Here is a 24,530-nt window from a genome sequence, read left to right on the forward strand (position 1 = left end):
CTTCCTATAAGCTCTCTATAAGCTACCCCTACCCTCCTTATAGCCTTTTTTTACCAAAATCCCTCTTAACCATCTTCCGAATCTCTCCGATATATTTCGAATCTCTCAACCCTTCCCCATTTGCTAATTTAACTGCCTGTGCGGCTCGCACCTCATTTTCTCATTTCCTCATTTTCTCATTTTCTCATTTTCTGGTATTATTAGCATTTTTGGTATTAAAAAATTATTTCTTATCTTTGCATTGCATTTACATCTACATTTGAGAAAGGAAAAACGATGATAACGCTCAAAAATATCAAAGCATTTGTTAAAAAATCACTTGTGTTCAAGGTTTTAGCCTTTGCTATAGCCTTAGTACTCATCTTGCAAGTATTTCCCGAAAAAGCAAAATTTAAATACGAATTTCGCAAAGGAGAGCTTTGGCAACACGAGAACCTATATGCCCCTTTTGATTTTCCCTTAAAGAAAACAGAAGAGCAAATAAAAGCCGAAAAACAACAAATAACCAACCAATCTACGGTGTATTACAAGCAAGATACTACCGCTTTTGTGAGTGCTAAGCAAAAGTTTGAACAGAAAAAGTACGCTTATTTTAAACATCTGCCCGACGATAAACGAGAACTCTTGCTTAAAAAAGCTGAGGCTTTTTTAGCGGAAAGCTATCGCAATGGAGTGATGCTCAATCAGCCTGCGTTTAGCCCTTCTGAAATCTTCATTATCAAGCATAACAATCAAATAGTAGAAGTGCCTGCCGAACGTGTGTTATATCTTCAACAGTTGGCAACAGCTATTAAAAACTATTTCGATACCGCCCCTTATAATGAGTATCACAAAAATTACTACGACCTTTTCTTTGAAATCCTTACTCCTAACCTCGTAATCGACCAAAATTTCACTCAAAAAGCGCTTACTCAAAACCTTAAAGAGATAGTCTATACGCGCGGTTGGGTAAATAAAGGGAAACTCATCATTGCCAAAGGTGAATTGGTAGAGGGCGAAAAACTGAATACTTTGTTGTCGCTCAGAGACGAGTACGAAACCCAGACGTGGAGTCAGAACAACTATAATTGGTCGCTTTTAGGTTATTACACGTTAGTAGCTATGGTATTGCTACTGATGGCGTTATACTTAAAAATATACGAAAATAAATTATATAAAAGCAACCTTAAATTGAGTGTTATCTTACTCAATATGCTCAGTATGATTCTTTTCGTAGGGCTCATTTCAAGGTATTTTCCCGATTATATCTATATTGTCCCCGTAGGAATGATGGTGCTCATTCTCAAGTCATTTTTCGATTTGCGTACCGTCCTCTTTGTGTATATCAGCACCATACTCATCACAGGCTTTATTGTGCCCAATAGCTTCCAGTTTGTATTCATACAGATTGTGGCTGCTATGGCTATCATTCTCACCCCTAAGGGAATGCACTACCGATTGAGCAGTTTTGTATCGGCGGGACTCATCACGGCTGCCTATTTAATTATTTATATTGCTTTCCACACCATTACCGAAGGAACACTCAAAGGGCTCGATATCTCTCTACTTACTCTTTTTATCCTCAATGGTATTGGTATTCTCTTTTCGCAACCCTTTACATATATTTACGAACGTACTTTTGGCTTAGTTTCCGATGTCTCTCTCTTAGAACTCTCCGATACGAATACCAAGCTCTTGCGTCAGCTTTCCGAAAAAGCTCCAGGCACCTTCCAGCACTCTATGCAAGTGGCTAATCTTGCCGAAGCTGCTGCTGCCGAGATTGGAGCTAATACCCTCTTGGTACGTGTAGGAGCCCTCTATCACGACATCGGTAAGATGGAAAACCCTATTTACTTTACCGAAAACCAAAAAACAAGCCTCAACCCTCACGACCAGCTTACTCCTGAACAAAGCGCTAAGGTGATTATCAAGCACGTAGCCGATGGAGTAGAACTCGCTCATAAAAACAAACTGCCCAAACGCATTATCGATTTTATTAAAACCCATCACGGGCGTAGTCTTACTTATTATTTCTATCGCAAAGCCTTAGACTTAAATCCCGAAGGTACTAAGGAAGAAGATTTCCGTTATCCAGGTCCTATTCCTTTCTCCAAAGAAACCGCTATTCTTATGATGGCTGATTCGGTTGAAGCAGCTACTAAGAGCCTCAAAAATCCTACCTTCGAAGCTCTCAATGAGTTTGTAGACCGTATTATCAAAAAACAATTAGACGATAATCAGTTTGCCAATTCCGATATATCTTTCAAAGAAATCGAAGCTATCAAACGCATATTTAAAAGCAAACTTACCAATATCTATCACGTACGCATCGAATACCCTGAATAACCCAATGAAGATAATAAAACTATCATCGGTGCTTGGCACTTGTATCTTACTTTTTTTTACGTGGGTAATCTACGGGCAAAACCCTACGGAATACTATTTTAAACGTATTTCCATTGAACACGGTCTTTCTCAATCGGGCGTTACCGCTATTGTACGTGACCATAAGGGAATTTTGTGGATAGGTACTCGTCAGGGTATCAATAGGGTAGACCGTAATCATATCAAAAGGTATACTGAGTCTTACATCTATCATCTTTATGAAGATACCCAGCATAACCTTTGGGCTGTAACCGATAAAGGCGTATGGCAATACGACCCAAATAAAGATACTTTTACCTCTAAAATCCAGCAACAACTCTTCTCTATTTGTGCTACTGAGCAAGGGGTTTACTTTGGTGGATATAGTGCTATCTACCAGTATAACTACAAAACTAAAAATATAGGGCGTTTGCCTTTGAGGAAAGAACCTAAAACAAAAGATAAAGAATGCCTCATTACCTATCTATGTCCTGTTGATAATACAACCTTTCTTGTAGGTACTGAAAACGATGGTATTTATAAGTATTCTCTTACCTCAGAACTGTTGAGTTTGTTTATTGAAAATACAAGCCCACTGAGTTCTTTGTATTATGATGCACAACGCAAAGAAGTGTATTATTCTATTTTTCAAAAAGGGCTTTTTCGTACTACCCTTGCAGGTGAATTGCGCTCGCATTACGATACTCACAATACTCTTTTGCCCAATGATATTATCTTAGATATCAAGCCTTATAAAGGCAATATATGGTTAGCCACCGATGGGGGAGGAGTATCGGTTTTTAGTCCTGAGAAGAACACTTTTTACAATATTCAGCATAGTGCCGGTAATATACATTCCTTGCCAGTCAATTCCATTACAGTGCTTTATGAAGACCCTAATCATAACCTTTGGGCAGGTACAGTGCGCGATGGTGTTTTTCTCTTTAAAGAAACCTATATCAAGACTTATACCGATAGTGCGTTAGGAAGTAGCAATGGGTTAAGTGAACGCGCTGTGATAAGTTTATTCGAAGCTCCCAATGGCATCATATGGATAGGCACCGATGGAGGAGGTATCAATGCTTTTAATCCCAAAACAGAACAATTTGTACATCATACCAATACGTATAACGATAAGGTCTCTTCTATAACCTACTTTTCACCTAATGAGTTGTTAGTCTCTCTCTATGGCAAAGGTCTTTTCATATATAATATTCTGAGTCGTTCCTATACTCCTTTCTTGCTCATCGATGAAGCTACTGACCAGCAAGAGTGTCACGCAGGCTTTACTCCCTTTGTATATCATATTGATAAAGATAAAATACTCATTACAGCTAAAAATACCTATCTGTATAATCTTCAAAACAAAGAGTTTAATAAAATTTCTTTTGCCGAAGGACTTACTCCTAAAAATGCCTTACAGCTCAAAGCACAACAAGGTGATACTTTATTTCTCTCCAAAGGAAATGTACTCTACCAAATGAAGTTATCGGAAGCTAAGATAACACGTTATTTAACCCTTAATGAGGGGTATACTATTAGTGCAGTATGCAATGATAAAGTTCATCACACCCTTTGGATTGCTACTTCCAATGGGTTATTTAGTTATGCGATACCACAAAAGAAGCTCAGTGCCGTAGGAACCGATAATATGTTCCACCAAATTAGCTATATGCAACTCGATACTGAACAGCGTTTGTGGATTAATGCTTCCAATGTACTGTTTTCTTATCATATTCCCGATAAGAAGATAATGATTTGGGACGATTCTGATGGCTTTCTCCACAACGATGTGCTTACAGGCTATGTACAGTTGTTGCCTTCCCCTTACATCTATATGGGAGGAGTTGGAGGTTTTGTGAAGATAAATAAGAATATTCACACCGAAGAGAGTAGTACTCCTTTACTCTTTTTACAAAATATAGAATTGAACGGCAAAATATACACCGCCGAAAACTTTCCTAAAGAGGTACCCCCTTATTTCAAAACCTTAAAACTAAATGTAGGATTGAATGAAAAAGATATGTTTAGGCGCATACTCTTCCGTTTTAAGATTAAAAATAACGCCCAAACTTCGGTGATTGAAACCTATGACAATAGTTTAGATATCTCTTTGCTTTCAGTAGGAAAATACCAAGTAGAAGTCGCTTGTATGACTAAAAATGGCTATTGGACGAAAGATACCTCATTGCTCAACTTCGAAGTGCTTCCTGTGTGGTATCAACGCACTTCTTTTTTGGTAGGAGTTTCTTTGCTTTTGTTGGCTATTATTGCAGGTGTAATGTGGGGTTATTTGCGTCGTAAAAAGCAACAACTCAAATGGCAAATAGCTTTGCATCAGCAGGAACTCAATGAAGATAAAATACAATTCCTCACCAATGTAAGTCACGAATTGCGCACGCCTCTTACCCTCATTTATGCACCGTTAAAGCGTCTGCTTAATCATACCGAGAGTGGTAAACTCACGCGTTCACAGAAAACCCAGTTAGAGAGTGCTTTCCGTCAAGCTACTACTATGAAGAATATTATCAATTGGGTATTAGACTATAACCGTAATACTTCGTTAGAAAATACACTCACCAAAGCCTATACTGATTTGAATCACCTTATCACCGATAGTGCTAAAGATTTTGAACAAGAATTTGAAACAAAGCATATAAGTTTAGAACTACATCTCGATAAAAATCTACCCCCTGTAGAGTTAGATAGTGCCAAAATAAGGGTAGTCCTTTCTAACTTACTAATGAATGCAGTAAAGTTTAGTAATGAGTATTCTACTATACACATTCGCAGTAGTTATAACGAACAAAAAGTGCGTTTTCAAGTAGAAAATACCGGTATAGGATTGCATAATATTGATATGGATAAGCTCTTTACTCGTTTTGAACAAGGAAAACACAACCAGCGAGGTAGTGGTATAGGGTTGGCTTATTGTAAAGAATTAGTAGAGAAACATCTCGGTACTATTGGAGCTTATCAAGATGAAGAAGAGCAAACAGTTTTTTATGTAGAATTACCTTACTCTCATAGCACTGAGGGCGTCCTTCACAAGTTTGAAGGTGAAGAAGAACAAACTGAAGCCCCAGAGAAGATAGCAGTAACTATGGATACCTCTATGTATTCTGTACTCTTGGTAGATGATAATCCTGATTTTTTAAACTATCTTTATGATGAACTTCGTCCATTGTTTAAAAGCGTTTTAAAAGCAGTAAATGGTGAGGAGGCTTTGTTGTTATTAAAAACGCACCAGCCCGATATTATCATCAGCGATGTGATGATGCCTGTAATGAATGGTTATCAGTTGTGTAAAGAGGTGAAAGAGCATTTGCAAATCAGTCATATTCCCGTAATATTACTCACTGCTAAAAGTGATACCGAAAGTCAAAAGATAGGCTATAAATTAGGTGCCGATGCTTATCTCTCTAAACCTTTTGATATAGACCTTTTGCTTTCAGTAATAGGTAATTTGCTCAAACAAAAAGAGCTCATCAAGCAACGTTATGAAAAAGAACTATTGATTCCTTCACCTGCACTTACTACTATCAGCAATGCTGACGAAGTGTTTATGATAAAACTTAATGAAATCATCAAAAAACACTATAGTAATATCGACTTAGATGTAACAATGATTTCTGAAGCAATGGCAATGAGTCGTGCTTCGGTGTATAATAAAATGAAACAAATTACAGGCATTGGTATTAGTGAATATATCAATAAGTATCGCATAGAAGTAGCTTGCCAGCTCTTAAAACAAACAGAAAAATCAGTTACTGATATAGCTTTTGAAGTAGGATTTAATTCTTCTAAGTATTTTAGTACGGTTTTTAAACAAGCTACTAAAATAACGCCACGTGATTATAGAGAAGGTATGAAGTGATAAAGAAAAACAAAAAAGAGAGGCTACCTCAAAACTTTTTGAGGTAGCCTCTCTAAATATGTAATACTATGAGTTTCTATTTCCAATCTTTTTTCTTAGAGGTCTTACCAATACCTGGGTTAAAGCTATTGGTAGGGTCAAGAGAGTTGTAAAAGTTCTTAAGGTCGTCGTTAGCGTGATATAAATGCCCTACATTGTGTTCTGCAGGATATTGTGCGCCACGAGTGTCTAATATTTTGAGCATCTCTTCTTCTATTTCCTCACAGTTGTAACCTTTCTTAATCACGTAATCTTGATGGAATACGTGGCACATAAAGTGTCCATAGTACAATTTGTAAAGTATCTTAGCGTCGAGTTCAGGAGGAAGCTTTTCAAACCAATCTTCATCATTGCGACGCAAAGCGATGTCTAAAGCAACGATATCTTCTACCTCATCTTCGTGTACGGAACGATAGCGAATAGCTGCTGAAGCCACTGCAAAGCGCAAGAGCATTGCTGCTTGTGCAAGTTTGGCATCACACCCTATATAAGCTCCTTTAGTGCTATCGGCAAATTCTTTTTGCAAATAAGCTCTAGCTTCGTCTACCCCTTTGCCTCCCATTTTTAAAATGAGATGGTGCTCGTATTGGTTGCGGTAATCCCACAATATTTTGGGGAGGTGTTGAGGCATTAGTTTAGAGGTGAATTGCAAGAATTTTTCACTGAAATGGTTGGGCATAAAAGGTAGTTTTTTGGCTACGCGGTCGCCCCACGCTTTGAGAGAAAAGAGCTTGGGTAAGTATTCAGTACCTACATTTTTGATATACCAAAAAGTATCTTTACCGTATTTAGCAGCGATATCAAAGGCGGTATGGTGAATATACTCGCCAGAAATAGGAATTTCTTCGAAAGTACCGAGCATATCACGGCGCAATTTGGTAAGTACCGCTGTGTTGTTAGTACCTATATAGAATACAGCTGTTTTTTTCTCGGCAGGGAAAGTATCCACGCGTACGGCAAAAACTCCTAAACGACCTGCGCTACCTGAAGCTTCGTATAAGCGAGCTGGGTCGGCATTGAAGCGAGCAGGCGTATTGGCATTAATCTCACGTACGTGGTTACAATAGTCGTGATCGTGTCCTTTCTTGTCAGAAGTGTGAATATCCTTTGCTTGGTATCTACCCTCTTGCAGATTGGTAAGTATTTCCTTAGGAGAGCTTCCTAAATCAATACCTAAGTGATTAATGAGTTCTAATTTACCGTTGGCATTGCGTTGGGCATAGAGAGCCATTTCAGTATAAGCAGGACCACGTTGTACTAAAGAACCGCCAGAGTTGTTACACACGCCTCCAATAACTGAAGCCCCAATGCAAGAGGAGCCTATTACTGAATGAGGTTCGCGGTTATGGAGTTTTAACTCTTGTTCCAAGTGGTTGAGTGTTGCTCCTGTAAGACATATAGCTTGCTTAGCATCAAGAATAAGCTGAATATTGTCATTACGCATTGTGTTGATGATTACTACATCGCGGTCGTAATCGTTACCAAAAGGATTAGATCCTCCCGTGATACCTGTATTGGCAGCTTGTGAAATTACAATCACATCAGCTGCTACACAAGCTTCAAGTACTTGCCACTGTTCCCACAAAGTAGCGGGACGCACCACGGCAATTGCATTTCCGGTACCAAAACGATACCCAGTGCGGTAACGTTCAGTTTTTGAAGGGTCGGTAATAACGTACTTTGCACCAACAATGTGGCGCAAGGTTTCTAATAGATTTTGTGTGGTCATTATTTCTTGGATTTATAGTTGAGTGTCAAGCCAAATTGGGGCTGTGTGAGGAAATCGTGTTGAATGAAAGGTTCCACTGTGAGGCGTTCATCTACATTGAATTGTTTGAGATGTGCATCGACATTCGCCTCGATGATATTCAGGGCATATAAGCCTATCCCTATAAGAATAGAAAGCTCTTTATTACGACGATAGAACTGTATGCCTCGTCTTAATCCATCGGTACTGAGACGCGGTTGTCCACTGGGGGTAGTGCCATAAAATTCATCATCGGTAAATCCTTGTTGACGACGTTTGTAGGCAGTGAGGTAACGATCGTATTCCTTAGAGTTTTGTATGTAGAAGTATATTGGGGTACCGATAGCAATATACACCAAAGGTACTTTCCAATAGCTCTTGTTGTATATCTGACCTAAACCTGGGATAACCGCTGAATAGAAGGCGGCTTTAGCAGGCGAAAGAGGGTCGGTATTCCAAGGGACTTTTTTCATATTGTCTTGCATAACAGCTATCTGCACAGAGTCTGAGGGTGTTTTTACCACTTCCTCTGTATCGTCTTGTGCATACGAAATACCCACTCCCATAAGTAGGGCTATTATCAAAACAATCTTTCTACTCATCCTTTTTGTGTAATAAACTTTGAATACGTTTGAAATCTTCCTCTGAACTAAAAGGAATGGTAAGGCTACCTTTGCCGTTCTTGCTCATCTTTACAGTAACTTTAGTACCAAAAAAATGATTAAAACTACTCATATTTTCTTTGATATAAGTAGGTACTTCAGTTTTACTATTGCTTTTAGGGATTTGAATACTTACCACATTAGGTGTTTCGGAGTTTTGCAAGTGGCGCACTAACTCTTCGGTATCACGCACTGATAGGTTATCGGAAATGATACGCTGGTATACTTCTGCTTGTTGTTCAGGGTTTTCTATGGCGATTATTGCACGACCGTGCCCCATAGAAATGAATCCGTCGCGTATGCCTGTTTGAATGATAGGAGCGAGTTTGAGCAAACGCAAATAGTTTGTAATGGTAGAACGTTTCTTGCCCACACGTTTGCTCATTTGGTCTTGAGTGAGATTCACCTGCTCGATGAGTTGTTGGTAAGAAAGTGCAATTTCTATAGGGTCTAAATCCTGGCGTTGGATATTTTCAACCAAAGCCATTGTGAGTGACTCGTTGTCATCGGCAATGCGAATATAGGCAGGAATGGTTTTCAGTCCAGCTAATTTAGAAGCTCTGAAACGGCGTTCGCCCGAAATGAGTTGATATTTGTTTTCTCCGTCGAGTTTGCGTACAGTGATAGGTTGCACTACCCCTAATTCCTCAATAGAGGAAGCGAGCCCTTGTAGCTCTTCTTCATTAAAAGAAGTACGAGGCTGAAAAGGGTTTGTTTCTATCAGGTCGAGTTCAAGTTCTATGATATTTCCTACAATCTTATCGGCATTTTTATCTTTGATAGAATTAATAGCCACTTCGGGGCTATTGCCAAAAATAGCTGAAATACCTCTCCCCAAGGCAGGTTTTTTAGCAGGTTTTGTCATTATACTGTTTTGTTTTTATCTATAATCTCTTGAGCTAAGTTGATGTGATTGGTAGCTCCTTTGCTAGTAGCATCGTAGTTGATGATAGTTTCACCAAAACTAGGTGCTTCACTAAGGCGCACATTACGCTGGATAATGGTTTTGAATACCATATCGCTGAAGTGTTTTTGTACCTCTTCTACTACTTGGTTAGACAAACGTAAGCGCGCATCGTACATAGTGAGTAATAAGCCTTCGATATCCAAATTGGGATTAAAGGTTTTTTGTACACTTTTAATAGTATTGAGAAGTTTACCCAACCCTTCCAAAGCGAAATACTCACACTGGATAGGTATAATCACCGAGTTAGCTGCTGTAAGAGCATTCAGGGTGATAAGTCCCAACGAGGGTGCACAGTCTATCAAAATGTAATCGTACTGGTCTTTGATAGGCTCTAAGGCTTTTTTGAGCATATATTCTCGTTGTTCTTTGTCTACGAGCTCAATCTCAATAGCCACTAAGTTGATGTGAGCAGCAATAAGGTCGAGATTAGGAGAACTGGTATGAACAATCATATCTTTAGCCTCCATAGTGTGTTCCAAAAGCTCGTAAGTACCGTGCTCAATAGAATCTACATCAATACCTATGCCAGAAGTAGCATTTGCCTGCGGGTCGGCATCGATGAGTAATACTTTTTTCTCCAATACGCCCAATGCGGCGGCTAAGTTCACGGAAGTAGTGGTTTTACCTACTCCTCCTTTTTGGTTTGCAATAGCTATTATTTTACCCATAGATTTATATTTTAAAAGTTAAACGGAAGCCCTTGTTTGGCTACTTCAGCCAAGGTAGCTTCATTTTTATCGGTCGCTCTCTTAATGGATTTGTTTAAGGTAACTATCAAAAAATCATTGATTTCTTGGGGTTTGCCCACCATATCCATCATATTTTCAAACATAATATTTTATTCTTTCAGAGGGCAAAAGTACAACTTTTTTTGAAACGTCACACAAAAAATACAATCAATAATTGTGCTACCATTATTCGCAAGAATGTAGTAAGCGGATATACACTTGCATAAGTGAGTGCGGGAATCTCGGAGTTCGACATATCATTAGCAAAAGCCAAAGCTGGCGGGTCGGTTGAAGCTCCAGAGAGTAATCCGCAGATACCCAAATAGTCTAATTTTGCTTTAAATCGTGCTACTAAAGAGGTGATAATAAGTGGTATAAGAGTGATGAGTGCTCCTAAACACATCCAGTACAAGCCTTGTCCGTGCAAAATAGTTTCTATAAAAGTAGCTCCTGCGTCTAAGCCCACACTGGCAAGAAAGAGCACAATACCTATCTCTCGTACCATCAGGTTGGCACTTTGCGATACGTAGTGAGTTACTGAGAATTTACCGCCATAACGGCTGATGAGAATGGCGACAATCAGAGGGCCTCCCGCTAACCCTAATTTTACAGGTACAGGTATGCCAGGGATAGCAAACGGAATGCTTCCTAATAATACACCAAGAGTAATACCCATAAAGAGTTCGGCTATGTGAGGGGTTTGCATACGTCGTTTAGAATTACCGAACTCTTTGCTTACGAGTTGTATGTGCGATTCATCGCCTATTACAGTAATGGTATCACCAAACTGTAATTTAGTATCGGCAGCGGGCACGAACTCAATACCTGCACGATATACACGAGTGATGGTTACTCCAAAACGTTTGCGTACATCGAGCTCTGCAAGAGTTTTAGTGAAAATAGCACGTTGGGTAACGTTGATACGGCGTGAAGTATAGCGCATATCTTTTACATCAGGGAAATAATCCAAAATGGAAACGCTGTCACCTATTAGGGTCAAAAACTTCTCATTTTCTTTTTGGTTAGCTACTATCAGTACGATGTCGCCTTCTTCTATCAGTGTGTCGGCACTAGCTAATATAATCTCTCCTTTTCTACACATACGCGAGATGGTAAAGTCGAAATCAAGAGTTTGTTTGATAACACTTAATTTTTTACCAAAGAGGGCAGGATTGCTTACTTTTATCGCGAATCGATTGATCACTACTTGGTCTTTAGAGTGACGTACAGAATTTAAACGTTTTTCAACATCTAAATTCACTTTTAAGAAGGCTTTGAGCCCTAACATTACCAAGATAATTCCTAACACCCCAAAAGGATAAGCAACAGCATAGGCGGTAGAGAGGTTCGGCATTGTAGCTGGGTCGCCTTTAAATACATCTTCTAAAGTAGCTTGAGCAGCTCCTAACCCTGGGGTATTGGTTACGGCACCTGACATTATACCTACCAAGGTTCCCATATCGGTCTGGGTGATGTAGTGGATAGCAATTACAGTAAGTACACAACTCACAATAGAGAGTACTGCCAAGAGATTGAATTTAATGCCTTCTTTTTGGAAGGAGGCAAAAAAGCCAGGGCCTACTTGTAGTCCGATGGTGTAGACGAATAGAATCAATCCGAACTCTTTTACAAAATGTTGAATATGGGGGTTTACAGTGAATCCTAATTCGGCCATAGCGATACCTGCGAAAAGTACCCAAGCAATACCAAAAGAGATGCCAAATATTTTAATTTTTCCTAAAGCAACTCCTACTGCGATGACCACGCTATACACTATCACAGTGTAAGCCACACTCTCGTGGTTAGTCATCAAGTTCCAAAGCCATTCCATTTAATGTCTAATGATTAATGTTTAGTGTTTAATGATTAATTAAGCCCCCGACCCCCCGAAGAGGGACAATCCACAAATACAAGTGTTTGTAAGGGAACTGTTTTTATATAGATTTAAGAGAAACTTTGCCAAAGGTGCGAGCCGCACGGGCTGAGAACTTTGGCAAAGTTAAAATTTTATTTATTATCCTAAGAATGGATAACGATAGTCTACTGGTGGTACAAAAGTTTCTTTGATAAGGCGTGGCGATACCCAGCGCAATAGGTTTTGGGCAGACCCAGCTTTGTCGTTAGTACCTGAGGAGCGTGCACCACCGAAAGGTTGTTGCCCCACTACGGCTCCTGTAGGTTTATCGTTGATATAGAAATTACCCGCTGCGTTTTCGAGTACTTTTACTGCTTCGTCTAACGCATAACGACAAGTACCAAATACAGCTCCTGTGAGTGCATAAACTGAAGTTTCATCAACGAGTTTCAAGGTTTCTTCCCATTTAGAGTCATCATATACATACACGGTTACTACAGGTCCAAAAAGTTCGGTTTCCATAGTGGTGTAATGTGGATTGGTGGTTACAATCACGGTAGGTTCTATAAAGTATCCTTTGCTTTTATCATATCCACCACCTACAAAAATCTCGGCATCTTTGTCTTTTTTAGCTTGGTCTATATATTTAGCTAATTTATCGAAAGAATGTTCGTGAATTACCGCAGTGATGAAGTTCTCAAAGTTTTCAGGAGAACCCATTTTGAAAGAGAGTACATCTTTTTTTACCAATTTCAGCGTTTCGTCTGCCTTCGATTTAGGTAAGTACACGCGAGAAGCGGCACTACATTTTTGTCCTTGATATTCAAAAGCTCCACGAGTAATAGCCGTAGCTACTTGTTTGGGGCAAGCACTTGGGTGGGCGATGATAAAGTCTTTACCACCTGTTTCACCTACAATTTTAGGATAAGAGTGATAGAGGTGAATATTGTTGCCTATCTTTTTCCAAATATCTTGGAATACTTCGGTAGAACCTGTAAAATGAATACCTGCAAAATGAGGGCTTGCTAAAACAGTATCGGTAATCATAGCTGCATCGCCGTGCAATACGTTGATAACACCATCGGGTAAACCTGCTTTTCTGAGGACTTCTACTATCATTTCAGCGGAAAATATTTGTGAAGTACTAGGCTTCCAAATGACTACATTTCCCATAAGGGCAGCACTGGTAGGGAGGTTGCCTGAGATAGCGGTGAAGTTAAAAGGCGTGACAGCATATACAAAACCTTCCAACGGACGGTATTCTACACGATTCCATACGCCTTCGGAAGAGTTAGGCTGGTCGTTATAAATATTAGCCATAAACTGCACATTAAAGCGCAAGAAGTCTATCAGCTCGCAAGCAGAATCTATTTCGGCTTGGTGTACTGTTTTAGACTGCGCTATCATAGTAGCAGCGTTCATTTTAGCACGGTAAGGACCTGCAATGAGGTCGGCAGCTTTTAAAAAGATAGCAGCGCGTTCTTCCCACGCAAGGTTAGCCCAATGAGTACGCGCCTTTAGCGCTGCTTCGATGGCTTGTTGCACGTGTTCTTTGCTCGCTTTGTGGTAAACACCCAATGAGTGCTTATGGTCGTGAGGGGAATGCATTTCACCTGTCTGACCTGTACGTACGGCTTCACCTCCAATATAGAGAGGGGCATCTACTTTAGTATTCCACAATTCTTTATAGGCTTGTAGTACAGCCTCACGCTCAGTACTTCCTGGCGCATAACTTTTTACGGGTTCGTTGGTAGCTTTAGGAACCTTAAAAAATCCTTTTCCCATAGTATAGTTGTTTTTAGTTGTTGATACAATTCGAAAATTTCGGCTAAATTACAACAATTATTTGAATGTGCAAATTTTGATGAGATAATTTCTCAATTTGGGTGAAAGATAAAAGGTAGAGAGTAAAAGGTGTGTTATAACTTCGTACAATTGTTTTAACTCGTTTGATAACTTTTTATGCTGTGAGCAAGTTGAGATATTTTTAAGAAAAGTAAAGAGAGAAAAATATTTTGAGGAGGAAAATGTATCTGAATATCAATGTTTATTTGAAGAAAGAGCAAAGCTAAGACGAACAAAAGACGAACAATGAACGGTGCAAAACACACGGACAGATATAGAATAAATGGAGGGTAATAGGAGTAAAACGAGTATAAACTGGTTTTATTAGCTTTACTTATTGTTTAAAAAAGAGACTGTTCTTTTTTAAGGAACAGTCTCTTTTATTATTGCTAAGTGATATGCACAAATTTATAAAAAGGTACCACTGCTTTCAGGAGAAAGATCAGAAGCTATAATGTCGTCTTGATCTTTTTTTATTTCGGCTTTACTAACGCCAAACTCGCGCATTGCATCTTCTACCGTCTTGTCTTCTCGCAAAAGGTCTGTGTAGATATGTATAGGTATTTTTATATCTAACACTTTATTAGCAGGCACAGTATTATAGGCTAGATTTGCGGGCTTGGTGGCGAAAACACCTAATACGATTTGCAAATCGAAGTTTATATAGGTTCTCTTTACTTCAAAGAAACCTTTTAACCCTATCTGTTCTTTTCTAAGCTCCCCTTTAGGGGCATTAGGGTTTTTATCAAAACCACCGCCTTTGATGTACAACTCTTCAGGATTAGTATCACGATATTTGTAGTCGAGTGCTTCAGCTTGGGTAGGCACAGTTGTATTGCTGGCTACTGCTGCAAAATTATTTGCGATAAAGAAGAATTGGTAGTGATTAGGAGCATCACCAGTGCTCAGTTGTGCATTTACACGCTTGCCGTCTTTGTCGTAAAAAATCAATTCTATACCGTATAAGCTCACGCCTGCATTGTGCTGATGATTGTGAAGAGCATCTTCGTCCTCATCTTCATCGTGGTGATTATCAGCCACTACATCAGTTCCTTCCCAGCGGATAGCAGTAGGGTTATCGGTAGCAGGTGTAGGCACTCCATTTATGTTATTAAAATAGAAACGTTGTACTGTTTTGAGGTATTTCACAGGATAATCGGGGTTTCCGTGAAAATAGCCGTGAGAATGCCCTTTGGTAAAGCGCACTTCGAGTTTGCTCCACGCAAATTCAGTAGGGTCTGTAATAATAGGGTTTTCTGGGTCTTTGTCCTTACTGCAAGAATTTAGGGTTATTGTTACAAATAGTAAAAATAAACTGATTTTTAAGATATAATATATTCTTTTCATCGTTTTTTAATATTAAAAGTTATTGTTTTGTAAATAATGTATTAGCAAAGTTCATAATACACACAGCTAACGAATAATTTGTATAGGGAGTATCATATCGGAGTCTAATTGAAAGGCGTTAGAATACTCCACTACGTTGTATGGACGCTCTTCTTGAGTTTTAGGGTTGAGCTTATTAGCAATAAGAAAGTGTGCTAACTTGATGCGCAACTTGTAATCACCTGCGGTAGCGTCGTCTTTGATGTGAAAGACGCCTTTTAATCCAATAGGGTCGCGTTGCTCAGGGTTGGTTTTATCCCAAGTGCGCAAGCGCAATTTCACTCCTTGTGTGCCGTAAGTACCATTTTCGGGGTCGGTATCCTGATATACATAGCTTAGGGCTTTGTTCATAGCCGTTACCATAGCGGTTCTTCCTGCTTCATCTTTAGGATACTCCCCCTGAAATAACTGAAAGAAGTGCTGATGGATAGGAGCCATTTTGGCACTTACAAACTCGTGGTTCATACGAGCTCCATTGTTGTAATAGACAATCTCGAAACGGTATTCGTGTCCCACTTGCCATTTTATAGGCTCGGTGATGTCATACACTATTCCTTTAGCTGATTTGTCGGCGGTGCGCTCTTGCACCTCGTTAGTTCCTAAATTGGTAATGATAAACTGCACTTTGTCGGGCATATCGTGCCCTCTGTCTTTGGTTTCATCGGTTGGACGAGTGGGTTTAGTGTTGTCTTTACTACAACTGCCCATTGTAAAACATACTAATGCTATTAGACTAATAGCTTTTAAATAATAAGATATCTTTTTCATTTTAATAGTGTTTAAAAATTGTAATTTATTCTTAAATATACGTTTCTACCCAAATCGTGGGCATAATACCTAAAACGATTGGTGTATTCCTTATATTCAGTATTAAAAAGGTTTTCGGCAGATAACCTTATGTCCAGGGTTTGGCGTTTGCCTATATCCAAAGTACCTCCTATGCTCGCCTCGAAAAGGTGATAGGCATCGGGAGTAGTAGGTACTAACTCTTGTGAGGGCTCAAAGCGTGTTTGCTTGGCTACAAAAGTATGCCCTATGCTAGCACTCATACGGCTTAATAAACTGTTGCGGTACGTTTTGTTATATTCTAGCGACTGACTCAAACGAGGGGCAGGGATAAACGGAAAGTAACGTCCCGTCTTCACTTCGTTAGCCCATACTACTGAGGCTTTCAAATGGTAGTCTAAACTTGTAGGATTGCCTACTTGTGCTACTCTGTTTTTGTTTAACAAACGAACAGTAGCATCGAGGTCAGCGCCTCTAAAAAACGCATTGGCTTGGGTGTACTGAAAGATAGGATACACGCCTGAAAAGAGGGTTTGTACTTCGCCGGTAGGATAATCGTAAATGTAATTCTTAATATATTGGATATAAAGGTCGAGATTTACATTCCAACGTTTATTCTCATTGTTTAGCAAAAGAGAGGTAACCCACTTCACTCCTGTTTCTGATTCGAGCTTATCGTCACCTAAATCATAAGTGCCTGCGCCGTGATGAAGTCCGCTACTGTACAGTTCGTTCACCTGAGGAGCACGCCACGCCACGCCTATGTTAGATTTCAGTTGTGAAACTCGCGAGAGAGGCATTGTTCCTCCTAAGGTATAGGTGAGATTATGGAAGTTGTGTTCGCCTCCGTAACGCTGTGAGTACATATCATAACCATCGGCATTGAGGTACTTATAGTCGTAACGCACACCTGCTTCTAATAACCAAGCATCTCGCTGAAAACGTTGTATTGCAAAAGCACCATAACTAAGTGAAGCATAGTTAGGGATTACAGGTACTACCCCCGTACCGGGTTGGTTGTAGTTGTCCTGCTTGTTGAAACTACCCCCTATGGTACTCTTCCATTTGCTGTAAGCGTTTTCCCAATACACATCGAGTGCGTGGGTAGTGAGCTCCATATTTAAGGCTGGAATGCGGGTTCTGTCCATTCGGCGAACACTGAACTCCTGACGAATATCTTTCTGAAAAGCGTATTGTGCGGTGAGTTTTCCTCCGAAGGGCAAGAAATAGAACGCTTTACCTTTTAACAGGTGGTGCACTACTTTTTGCTTGGGCGCATTGATGCTATACGAAAACGGATAAGTGGTAAGCGGTCTCCCAATTTCGAACCGAGCGAGCAAATCGTCTAAATTCCCAATATGCGAACCGTAGAACACACTGCTTTCGTTCTCATACCTACTGTAAAATATTTCAGCAGTGCCTTTTTCCTTCTGAACGCCTGTCGCTACTGAGAAATTGGCTTCACGAGCAGCAGTGTTATTCAGTAGGTAATTAGCTGTACTGATGTCGCCTGAACGTTTCAAAGTTCCTTGTACACGCCACGCCCAAGAAGGTAACTCGGGGACTGAACTTTCGACTTTTAACGTAGTACTCAATTTGCGTCCGTTAGAGCCAAACGAAGAAGCTAAGTTGGCGTGCAGACCGTCGCTATAAGGGAGTTTTTTTTGTTCTATGAGAATCACTCCACCTAAGGCATCAGAGCCATAACGCACCGATTCAGCACCTTTTACCACCGTTATTTGGTCGGCTACCAAAGGGTCGATTTCGGGAGCGTGGTCGGCACCCCATTGTTGTCCTTCTTGGCGCACTTCGTTGTTGAGAATTAAGATACGATTGCTGTGCAAGCCGTGAATTACCGGTTTGGCAATAGTCGCGCCTGTTTGTATCATCGATACTCCCGATATAGAGGTGAGCACTTTGGCTAAATCGTCGCCTTGTTTGTCTATCAAGCTATTTCTTTTGAGCGAAATGGATATGATAGATGGAGTTAAGCCTCTCACATACTGTTGAGTTGTATGTCCTGATACGGTAGTCCCTTCGAGTACGCTCACTGCTTCTTTCATTACAATCACAAGAGGTTGTGAGTGTGGAATGATTACAGTACTTTCGTAATCGTGATAGCCTAAATAGGTTACTTTGATAGGGTAAGAGCCCTTGCTGAGTTTTTTTATCGTTACCTTTCCATCGGCATCGCTTATAAAGTGCTTTCCAACGAAATGCACTACCGCATTGCCTAAGGGTAGTTTTTGAGTGTCTTCTATTTGCAGTTGCAAGGTTTCTTGCGCATATAGCGAGAATGCACAACTGAGTAGCAGAAGACTGAATATCTTTTGCATAAAATCAATTTGAAAATTTTGGGAATTTGAAAATTAGCAAGCTGGGTAAGAAGAGGAATGACTCCTCTTTTGCTAATTTACTAATTAACTCATCAGCTAATTACATCGGAGGACCTCTTGAAAAGATAGTAAAGGTGCTTTGAGGAAAGCCTTTTTCGATAAAGAAGAATACTGCTGTTGCACTTTGCTCTAAGAATAGATAGATAAAAAATGAAGGAGCAAAGAATTGATGCAGTTGTACAAAAATACAATCGTGATGAGTGTCTACCGCTGAAAGGTGAGCGTTGTGATGACACTTATCGCCGGTAGCTATAGCGCATAACTCTTCCTGAGTGTGGTGATTATGAAAGAATTCACCCACTGGAAAGGCTACTTTCAGCATACAAAACAGTAGCAGAAAGGCGAAGATGCGCGTGTGTAACGATTGTCTTTTCATAGTTTTCAAGATGCAAAATTACAAAATAATTGTGAATTGCAAAATATAATAGAGCGATAAATTTTAGTTTGAACAAATTCTTACTAATAAAAAGCCATAGTAGAAAAGATTTCTACTATGGCTTACTAAAAAAACAAGCATTGTTTTTTAGAAAAATTAATAATCAATAAAGGTTACTTTTTAAAAAAACTCTACTTCATAAACATCAATGTACTGATTATTATATTTTTTAAAGTTTTTAAACGTTAATGTTCTTATTTTGATAGGAACTTTGAACTTTATACAAAGTTTTTTTCTGTGTTCATCACGTGTGTAAGTACCTTGCAAATATTCCTTTATATTATCAGGAGTTGCATATATATCTACTCCCCCAATAGTTTTATTTTCTGCCCATCTTTGATTTTGTACAATGATAACTCCTCTTACTGTTGTTTCTTCTGTGAAAGTTGTTTTTAAATATACTTCTTCTTCAGTATTAATCCACCAATTTGTGTTATAATTTTCATCTTTAAGAGCTCCTAATCTATCAGACTTATAATTAGAATCAAAAGTATATTTATTACTATCCAATTTTTTGTCGTCATCAATAGTATCAGCATTTATTAGTTCTATATTATCTCCTTGCGGGTACTCTTCTTCTGTAAAACTAATTTTAATACGATATGCTGAATCTTGGTCAGAAGTGGCTACAGGCAAATCAGTAGGAGTAGTACTAGTTACTTTCACACGGAAACGTAAAGTATATTCCTTGGTGATGTCCAAATCTTTAAAGGCATAGGGTTTAAGCGTTACTTTAAAAGTTTCAGAAACTGTACCAGAGCTCAATTCAGCTTTTTCAATGGTGAAAGATCCCTCAGGGAGACTGCGCTCATAGCTCACTTTTTCGGTTTCAATTTTTAGATTAATTACTTCACCGTTTTGTAAGGCACGTTTGGCAAACTTAGGGGTGAAAGTGAAAGTGGTAGCACTGATAGTCTTGGAGGTAGGATCTCTAAATATCTTTTCTATTGTTTCGTTAGGCGAAAAGATAACTAAGGTTTTAGAAAGATCAACAGGAGGGTTACTCACTTGTGGGACAGTGGGTGCAGGTTCTTTTAGTACATCAAGTTCTTTGGTGTCGGGGGTACAACTTATAGCTAAAACAGCTGTAAGTAGTGCCCCTAATAAATATATTCTTTTCATTGTTTTAGCTTTTTTAAAATTCTACTTCTGTATTATAATCAACGGTAGGTAATTTTTCTTCTACACCTATTTTATGTACATACCATTTTTCAGGCATTTTTTTATGAGGGTTAGTAGAAGCATTTTTAATTACTTTTTCATTGCCTTCTGTTTCCCAAGGGTCTTCGTTATAGGGGACATAGAGTTCTAAACCTTCACTATCAGGTTTTACGAAGTTTTGAGTTGCAACTACCTGTCCTTGTGTAAGGGCTTTACTCCACAAACGCATTTCGCGCACATAGGCATTGAGATTGCCATTACCAAAGCAAAGAATAGGAAAATCGTGTATTTTGGCAGGAGCAACAGAATCAAACATCAATTCTCCATTTACATAAATTTTCAAGTAAGGGCTATCGTTGTTTTCTTCGTATACTACTGCTATGTGATACCATTTGTCGGCAGTAGGAGTACCACTCACAGCATTAAATTTAAATCCTGTACCCTTGGGAGTATTAAAACCTAATTTCAAACCGCTATTCATTATAGTAAAAGAACCACCATATAACACATTGTATAGAGCTGAATTAGAATCAGCACGACCATTGGGGTACATCAAACCTGCATTATTTGATGCATTTACAGGAGCAATAGAATACTGCATTGTCCAAGCGGTGAGTTTTACATCTTTTTCATATGTTTTACCACTTTCTTGTTTACCTGTATTTTTACCATAGATAGCGTGGAAAGCTCTGTTTCTTAGATATGCTACTTTGGTTTTAAATGAACGATTCAATAAAAATAAAGCGGTTTTTCTATCCCCTTGGGCTATGATGTTGCCATCGAGAGGGTGTAAACGCACAGCTACAGCATAGTTATTAGCTCCTGATAATTTATTGCCTTGTGCGTCTTTTAAAGCTTTGATGTTAAATTGCAATTTGCCAGTGGAGACCTGTTGTCCCTTAGGAATAAGTACTTTAAAACTATTGCCTGTTTGAGAAGTACCATTACCTGTATAACTCATTTCTATCACATTAGCAGGTAACAATTCATAATCCACCTTATTAGCCTGATTATAGTTATCTATCACTGTGGCATCGAGGGTTACTTGGTAGTAAGTATCTTGTGATACAGGGTTAGCTAAACGGACTTTTATTTCGGTGGCTTTTTCACTACCACTATCGTCTTTAACCTTTATGGTAGAAACAGCAGGATTGTCAAAAAGAACTACTTTTTGAGGAGTAACCCCTGAGGTATTAGGTAGTTTTTCACAAGCTATAACAGTAAGTACCCCAATTGTTAATATTAAAATCTTTTTCATAGCTTACTTTTTATTAGGTTTATTGATGGTGATTTCTTCTTTAAAATCTTTATACTCCTCGTTGGAGCGCGGGTCTATAATACGGATTGCCTCACGCAACCAAGCGTAATGTTTGTATTTGCGACCGCTAATTTTATTACTTTCCATATATCCTTTAAAAAGGGAACTTTCGGCAGAAAAGGAGTAGTCAAGCTCGCCGTGGTAAGAACCTACCCCTCCCACTGTTCCTATTTTTGTTGCTTTTGCTTTTACAATTATAGAAAGGTAGCTTCCTTTTTCAAATTCAGAGGTGGAAACACTTTTGTAAGGATTACTTGTAAAAGGACTACCTACTCTATTATCTCCATAATCTTGCATAATATATTTGCTAATATAGCTGTCTACATCGTCTGTATTGATAAGTTTTTCATATTGTCCATCAAATAACAAACAGTATTTTTTCTCTGCATAATTTCCTTTTTCAAAAAATGGTTTGTAAGCTTTGATATATTCTTTTTCTTTTTGGTGATAACCTGTGTGGTTTTCATCGAAGAGTTCGCGCAAATACTGCTTGCGTTGTTCTCCTGAATATTTTTCACCAAAATATTTACCTATTTCTCGAATAAAAGTATCCATATTCTTTTGATAACCATTGGTAGAAGAACCAGAAGCAAATTCATTATAACTGTAGTAGTTATGATTACCAATAGTAGGCTCCCAGTCAATATCAAAACCATCTAAACCACAAGCAATAATATAACGGGCTAATTCACGGGCGTAGATTTGGCAGCGATAGGTTTCGTTATCAGAATCTTTCTCTTCGCCATATTTTTCTCTGAAAAGGGTAAAACCTGATTTATTTCCTTCATTAGGTAATCCTTGTCCTACATTGGATACTTGCCAACACAAAAAGACTTTGCTACCCTTTTTGTGAAATACCTCCAAGTCGTATTTCTCGTTATCAGTCATATCAGCGGGTTGTTTACCATAACCTCCCCATAGAGAAATGGCAGTGGTAGTATCAGGAATAGATTGTAACCACGTGCGTTCGAGTCCATCAGCGGCACGCCAGCCTGTCCACCACATATAAATAAAAGGTTTTTCGCCTGTATTAGCCCACGCTTTTTGTTTGTATTCAGTGAGCATTTTATAGTAAGCTTCCCATTTTTTTTGTGCCTCAGCTTCAGCTTTGGCTTTGGCTTCAGCTTCGCGTTGTTGTTCTTGTTGAGCACGTTGTGTAAGTTGCTGTTTATAATCTTTTTCTATATCTAAAGGCTCTGTTTTTACACAGTTTATTACTAGTAACCCTAAGAAACAAAGACTAATATGTTTTATATAATTTAAACTTTTCATAGTAATTATTTTTTTAATATTACTTATCTTTTTGTTATTTGCAATTATCTTGTATTGGGGTTTGCATCCCACCATAGGTGGGTATTACAGTCGTCAATGGCGCCAGCTCCCAATAATTGAATACCTTTTAGTACATTTTCTCTGTTTTCACCTGTGTATTCTGATTGTGGATAGATAGCACGGCGTACTCCTTTGGTACGCCCATCGGTAGACATTATAGTGTTACCGTGAATCGCATCAGCATTGTATTCTACAGGCTTGATTTGACGAGGATAACCTGTTCTGCGCCACTCACTCCACGCTTCGTGTCCATCGGGGAAAATGGCTAAATACTTTTGGGTGATAATTTTCTCTAACTTATCTTCATTAGTACCATTATAGGCTACGGTTACTGATGAAGGAGCTGCTTGATTGTATTTACTGTCAATAGGATCTATGTAATCAGCTGGTTTATCAGTATTGTTATTAGTATAGGCATTAGAGTTCACTCCATTTTCTCTAAAACTCATAGCAATACCTTCTTCATAAAGAACTTGGTCTGTTTTAGCATCAGTAGTAAGTCCAAAGAGTTTTGCCTCTGCTCTTAGGAAATATACTTCTGAGGTTTTCATTACAAAAGTGGGACCATCTTCTTTAACGTTAGGATAACCAAAACCTAAATAATCTTTTTTACCCATAAATCCTGCACGAATACCCTGTAACTGTGTTTGGTTAGTATAACCATCGGGTTTTTCAGTAGGGTTGAGTTTAAAGTATACTGTCAATCGAGGATCGTTATATCCTTTAAGATAAGACAATATAGTAGCTCCAAGACGTGTATCTTGATAGTTATTGGCTATCATTTCTAAGCAATTTAAGATGATGAGGCGTTCATTCGTTTGAAGTTTTGCCATATCAGTAACGTCTTCCATTACTCCTCCGTCTAAGGCTTTTTGAGCTTCCTCTTTAGCTTTGTCTTGTGCTACATATCTGATACGCACAGCCATACGGAGCCTAATAGAGTTAGCAAACTTAATCCATTTATTTAAATCACCTCCATAGAAAAAGTCATTTTCGCGTATACTTTCTGGCAAACTATAGCTTTGTTTGAATTCTTTTAGATAGGTAGTAGCTTCGGTAAGTTCTTTGAAAAGCTGATTGTATATAGCTTCTACTGAATCATAAGGTACCTTAGTAAGTCCTTTTCCTTGATTTGAGTAAGGTAGCGGACCAAACATATCAGTAGCACGAAGCACCCCTAAAACTTTACAAATCATCGCCATTTGGTATACAGCTTTATAGGTAACATCATTAGCATCGGCATCGATGGTATTGGCTTTGATATCGCGCCAAGAAGAGATGATATTACTAAACATACCAGAATAGTTATTGTTCATCCACCATTCAGCCATATAACCTGTAATCATAGTTCTACCGTTGTTCCATTTATTGATAGGAGGAGCCATATAGCCTACATAGCTGTCTCCCATCATATTGATGGAAGTTTGGTAGAGATTTGTTCCATTCACAGCGCGAGTAGGAATAATTTGGTTCTGAATAGTACCTAAATAGCCCGCTACATTTACCCCATCACGTTCAGCTAACTTTTTAGTGGGGTTGGTGGGATTAGTATTTATTTCCTCAAAATCTTTGGTACAAGAGAAGATGAAGAGTGATAAAATACTGATATATATTATCTTTTTCATTGGTTTATATTTTTTAATTGACAATAA

At 38.8% G+C, this 24,530-nt stretch carries 17 protein-coding genes; 2 read left to right on the forward strand and 15 right to left on the reverse strand.

All coding sequences use genetic code 11. The features are described 5' to 3' along the window. The first annotated feature begins 276 nt into the window (after positions 1–276). Both HMPREF9072_RS10805 and HMPREF9072_RS10810 read left to right on the forward strand, forming a co-directional pair. Positions 277–2,325, forward strand: coding sequence for an HD family phosphohydrolase (locus HMPREF9072_RS10805; RefSeq protein ID WP_009411754.1), 2,049 nt, complete (start codon positions 277–279; stop codon positions 2,323–2,325). A 4-nt stretch (positions 2,326–2,329) separates the two neighbouring features. Further along, positions 2,330–6,220: a response regulator gene (locus tag HMPREF9072_RS10810; protein WP_009411755.1), complete on the forward strand. Its 3,891-nt coding sequence runs from the start codon at positions 2,330–2,332 to the stop codon at positions 6,218–6,220. Between the two features lie 76 nt (positions 6,221–6,296). Here the strand turns inward: HMPREF9072_RS10810 and dld are convergent, their stop codons facing one another. The 15 genes from dld to HMPREF9072_RS10885 form a co-directional block, all read right to left on the reverse strand. Further along, the gene (gene dld / locus HMPREF9072_RS10815; protein WP_009411756.1) at positions 6,297–7,988 is read right to left on the reverse strand and encodes a D-lactate dehydrogenase; all 1,692 of its coding nucleotides are present in this window, start codon (positions 7,986–7,988) and stop codon (positions 6,297–6,299) included. Beyond that, entirely contained in the window at positions 7,988–8,608 is a 621-nt protein-coding gene (locus HMPREF9072_RS10820) for a DUF5683 domain-containing protein (RefSeq protein ID WP_009411757.1), read from the reverse strand. The genes dld and HMPREF9072_RS10820 overlap by 1 nt, the downstream gene beginning before the upstream one ends. Then, a complete protein-coding gene (locus tag HMPREF9072_RS10825) occupies positions 8,601–9,533 on the reverse strand; it encodes a ParB/RepB/Spo0J family partition protein (protein WP_009411758.1) in 933 nt (310 codons plus the stop codon). Before HMPREF9072_RS10825 ends, HMPREF9072_RS10820 begins: the two co-directional genes overlap by 8 nt. Next, positions 9,533–10,303 (reverse strand): ParA family protein, encoded by a 771-nt coding sequence (locus tag HMPREF9072_RS10830; protein ID WP_002671062.1) that lies wholly within the window; start codon positions 10,301–10,303, stop codon positions 9,533–9,535. The genes HMPREF9072_RS10825 and HMPREF9072_RS10830 overlap by 1 nt, the downstream gene beginning before the upstream one ends. An 11-nt stretch (positions 10,304–10,314) precedes the next feature. Further along, on the reverse strand, positions 10,315–10,467 hold the full coding sequence (locus HMPREF9072_RS12380) for a hypothetical protein (protein WP_009411759.1): 153 nt from the start codon (positions 10,465–10,467) through the stop codon (positions 10,315–10,317). A 47-nt stretch (positions 10,468–10,514) separates the two neighbouring features. Then, positions 10,515–12,194 (reverse strand): putative transporter, encoded by a 1,680-nt coding sequence (locus tag HMPREF9072_RS10840; RefSeq protein WP_009411760.1) that lies wholly within the window; start codon positions 12,192–12,194, stop codon positions 10,515–10,517. A 183-nt stretch (positions 12,195–12,377) separates the two neighbouring features. Continuing rightward, complete coding sequence (gene pruA / locus HMPREF9072_RS10845) at positions 12,378–14,003, reverse strand: L-glutamate gamma-semialdehyde dehydrogenase (protein ID WP_009411761.1); 1,626 nt, start codon at positions 14,001–14,003, stop codon at positions 12,378–12,380. Between the two features lie 468 nt (positions 14,004–14,471). Beyond that, positions 14,472–15,410 (reverse strand): hypothetical protein, encoded by a 939-nt coding sequence (locus tag HMPREF9072_RS10850; RefSeq protein WP_009411762.1) that lies wholly within the window; start codon positions 15,408–15,410, stop codon positions 14,472–14,474. Positions 15,411–15,476: 66 nt separating this feature from the next. Beyond that, the gene (locus HMPREF9072_RS10855; RefSeq protein ID WP_009411763.1) at positions 15,477–16,217 is read right to left on the reverse strand and encodes a hypothetical protein; all 741 of its coding nucleotides are present in this window, start codon (positions 16,215–16,217) and stop codon (positions 15,477–15,479) included. 11 nt (positions 16,218–16,228) lie between these two features. Further along, complete coding sequence (locus HMPREF9072_RS10860) at positions 16,229–18,571, reverse strand: TonB-dependent receptor plug domain-containing protein (protein WP_009411764.1); 2,343 nt, start codon at positions 18,569–18,571, stop codon at positions 16,229–16,231. Between the two features lie 100 nt (positions 18,572–18,671). Next, positions 18,672–18,953, reverse strand: a complete 282-nt coding sequence (locus HMPREF9072_RS10865; RefSeq protein WP_009411765.1) for a hypothetical protein — start codon at positions 18,951–18,953, stop codon at positions 18,672–18,674. Positions 18,954–19,187: 234 nt separating this feature from the next. Next, positions 19,188–20,189, reverse strand: coding sequence for a hypothetical protein (locus HMPREF9072_RS10870; RefSeq protein WP_009411766.1), 1,002 nt, complete (start codon positions 20,187–20,189; stop codon positions 19,188–19,190). A gap of 13 nt (positions 20,190–20,202) precedes the next feature. Next, entirely contained in the window at positions 20,203–21,486 is a 1,284-nt protein-coding gene (locus tag HMPREF9072_RS10875; protein ID WP_009750632.1) for a DUF1735 and LamG domain-containing protein, read from the reverse strand. Positions 21,487–21,489: 3 nt separating this feature from the next. After that, complete coding sequence (locus tag HMPREF9072_RS10880; protein ID WP_009750633.1) at positions 21,490–22,893, reverse strand: hypothetical protein; 1,404 nt, start codon at positions 22,891–22,893, stop codon at positions 21,490–21,492. Next, positions 22,863–24,503, reverse strand: coding sequence for a SusD/RagB family nutrient-binding outer membrane lipoprotein (locus HMPREF9072_RS10885; RefSeq protein WP_009750634.1), 1,641 nt, complete (start codon positions 24,501–24,503; stop codon positions 22,863–22,865). Before HMPREF9072_RS10885 ends, HMPREF9072_RS10880 begins: the two co-directional genes overlap by 31 nt. Between the last annotated feature and the right edge of the window lie 27 nt (positions 24,504–24,530).

Origin of the sequence: Capnocytophaga sp. oral taxon 324 str. F0483 (assembly GCF_000318315.2) — a bacterium.
GTDB classification, from domain to species: Bacteria; Bacteroidota; Bacteroidia; order Flavobacteriales; family Flavobacteriaceae; genus Capnocytophaga; species Capnocytophaga ochracea.

Coding starts and splice junctions, on each gene's coding strand:
- HMPREF9072_RS10805 (WP_009411754.1), top strand. CDS start 277: ATGATAACGCTCAAAAATATCAAAGCATTTGTTAAAAAATCACTTGTG.
- HMPREF9072_RS10810 (WP_009411755.1), top strand. CDS start 2,330: ATGAAGATAATAAAACTATCATCGGTGCTTGGCACTTGTATCTTACTT.
- dld (WP_009411756.1), bottom strand. CDS start 7,988: ATGACCACACAAAATCTATTAGAAACCTTGCGCCACATTGTTGGTGCA.
- HMPREF9072_RS10820 (WP_009411757.1), bottom strand. CDS start 8,608: ATGAGTAGAAAGATTGTTTTGATAATAGCCCTACTTATGGGAGTGGGT.
- HMPREF9072_RS10825 (WP_009411758.1), bottom strand. CDS start 9,533: ATGACAAAACCTGCTAAAAAACCTGCCTTGGGGAGAGGTATTTCAGCT.
- HMPREF9072_RS10830 (WP_002671062.1), bottom strand. CDS start 10,303: ATGGGTAAAATAATAGCTATTGCAAACCAAAAAGGAGGAGTAGGTAAA.
- HMPREF9072_RS12380 (WP_009411759.1), bottom strand. CDS start 10,467: ATGTTTGAAAATATGATGGATATGGTGGGCAAACCCCAAGAAATCAAT.
- HMPREF9072_RS10840 (WP_009411760.1), bottom strand. CDS start 12,194: ATGGAATGGCTTTGGAACTTGATGACTAACCACGAGAGTGTGGCTTAC.
- pruA (WP_009411761.1), bottom strand. CDS start 14,003: ATGGGAAAAGGATTTTTTAAGGTTCCTAAAGCTACCAACGAACCCGTA.
- HMPREF9072_RS10850 (WP_009411762.1), bottom strand. CDS start 15,410: ATGAAAAGAATATATTATATCTTAAAAATCAGTTTATTTTTACTATTT.
- HMPREF9072_RS10855 (WP_009411763.1), bottom strand. CDS start 16,217: ATGAAAAAGATATCTTATTATTTAAAAGCTATTAGTCTAATAGCATTA.
- HMPREF9072_RS10860 (WP_009411764.1), bottom strand. CDS start 18,571: ATGCAAAAGATATTCAGTCTTCTGCTACTCAGTTGTGCATTCTCGCTA.
- HMPREF9072_RS10865 (WP_009411765.1), bottom strand. CDS start 18,953: ATGCTGAAAGTAGCCTTTCCAGTGGGTGAATTCTTTCATAATCACCAC.
- HMPREF9072_RS10870 (WP_009411766.1), bottom strand. CDS start 20,189: ATGAAAAGAATATATTTATTAGGGGCACTACTTACAGCTGTTTTAGCT.
- HMPREF9072_RS10875 (WP_009750632.1), bottom strand. CDS start 21,486: ATGAAAAAGATTTTAATATTAACAATTGGGGTACTTACTGTTATAGCT.
- HMPREF9072_RS10880 (WP_009750633.1), bottom strand. CDS start 22,893: ATGGTGGGATGCAAACCCCAATACAAGATAATTGCAAATAACAAAAAG.
- HMPREF9072_RS10885 (WP_009750634.1), bottom strand. CDS start 24,503: ATGAAAAAGATAATATATATCAGTATTTTATCACTCTTCATCTTCTCT.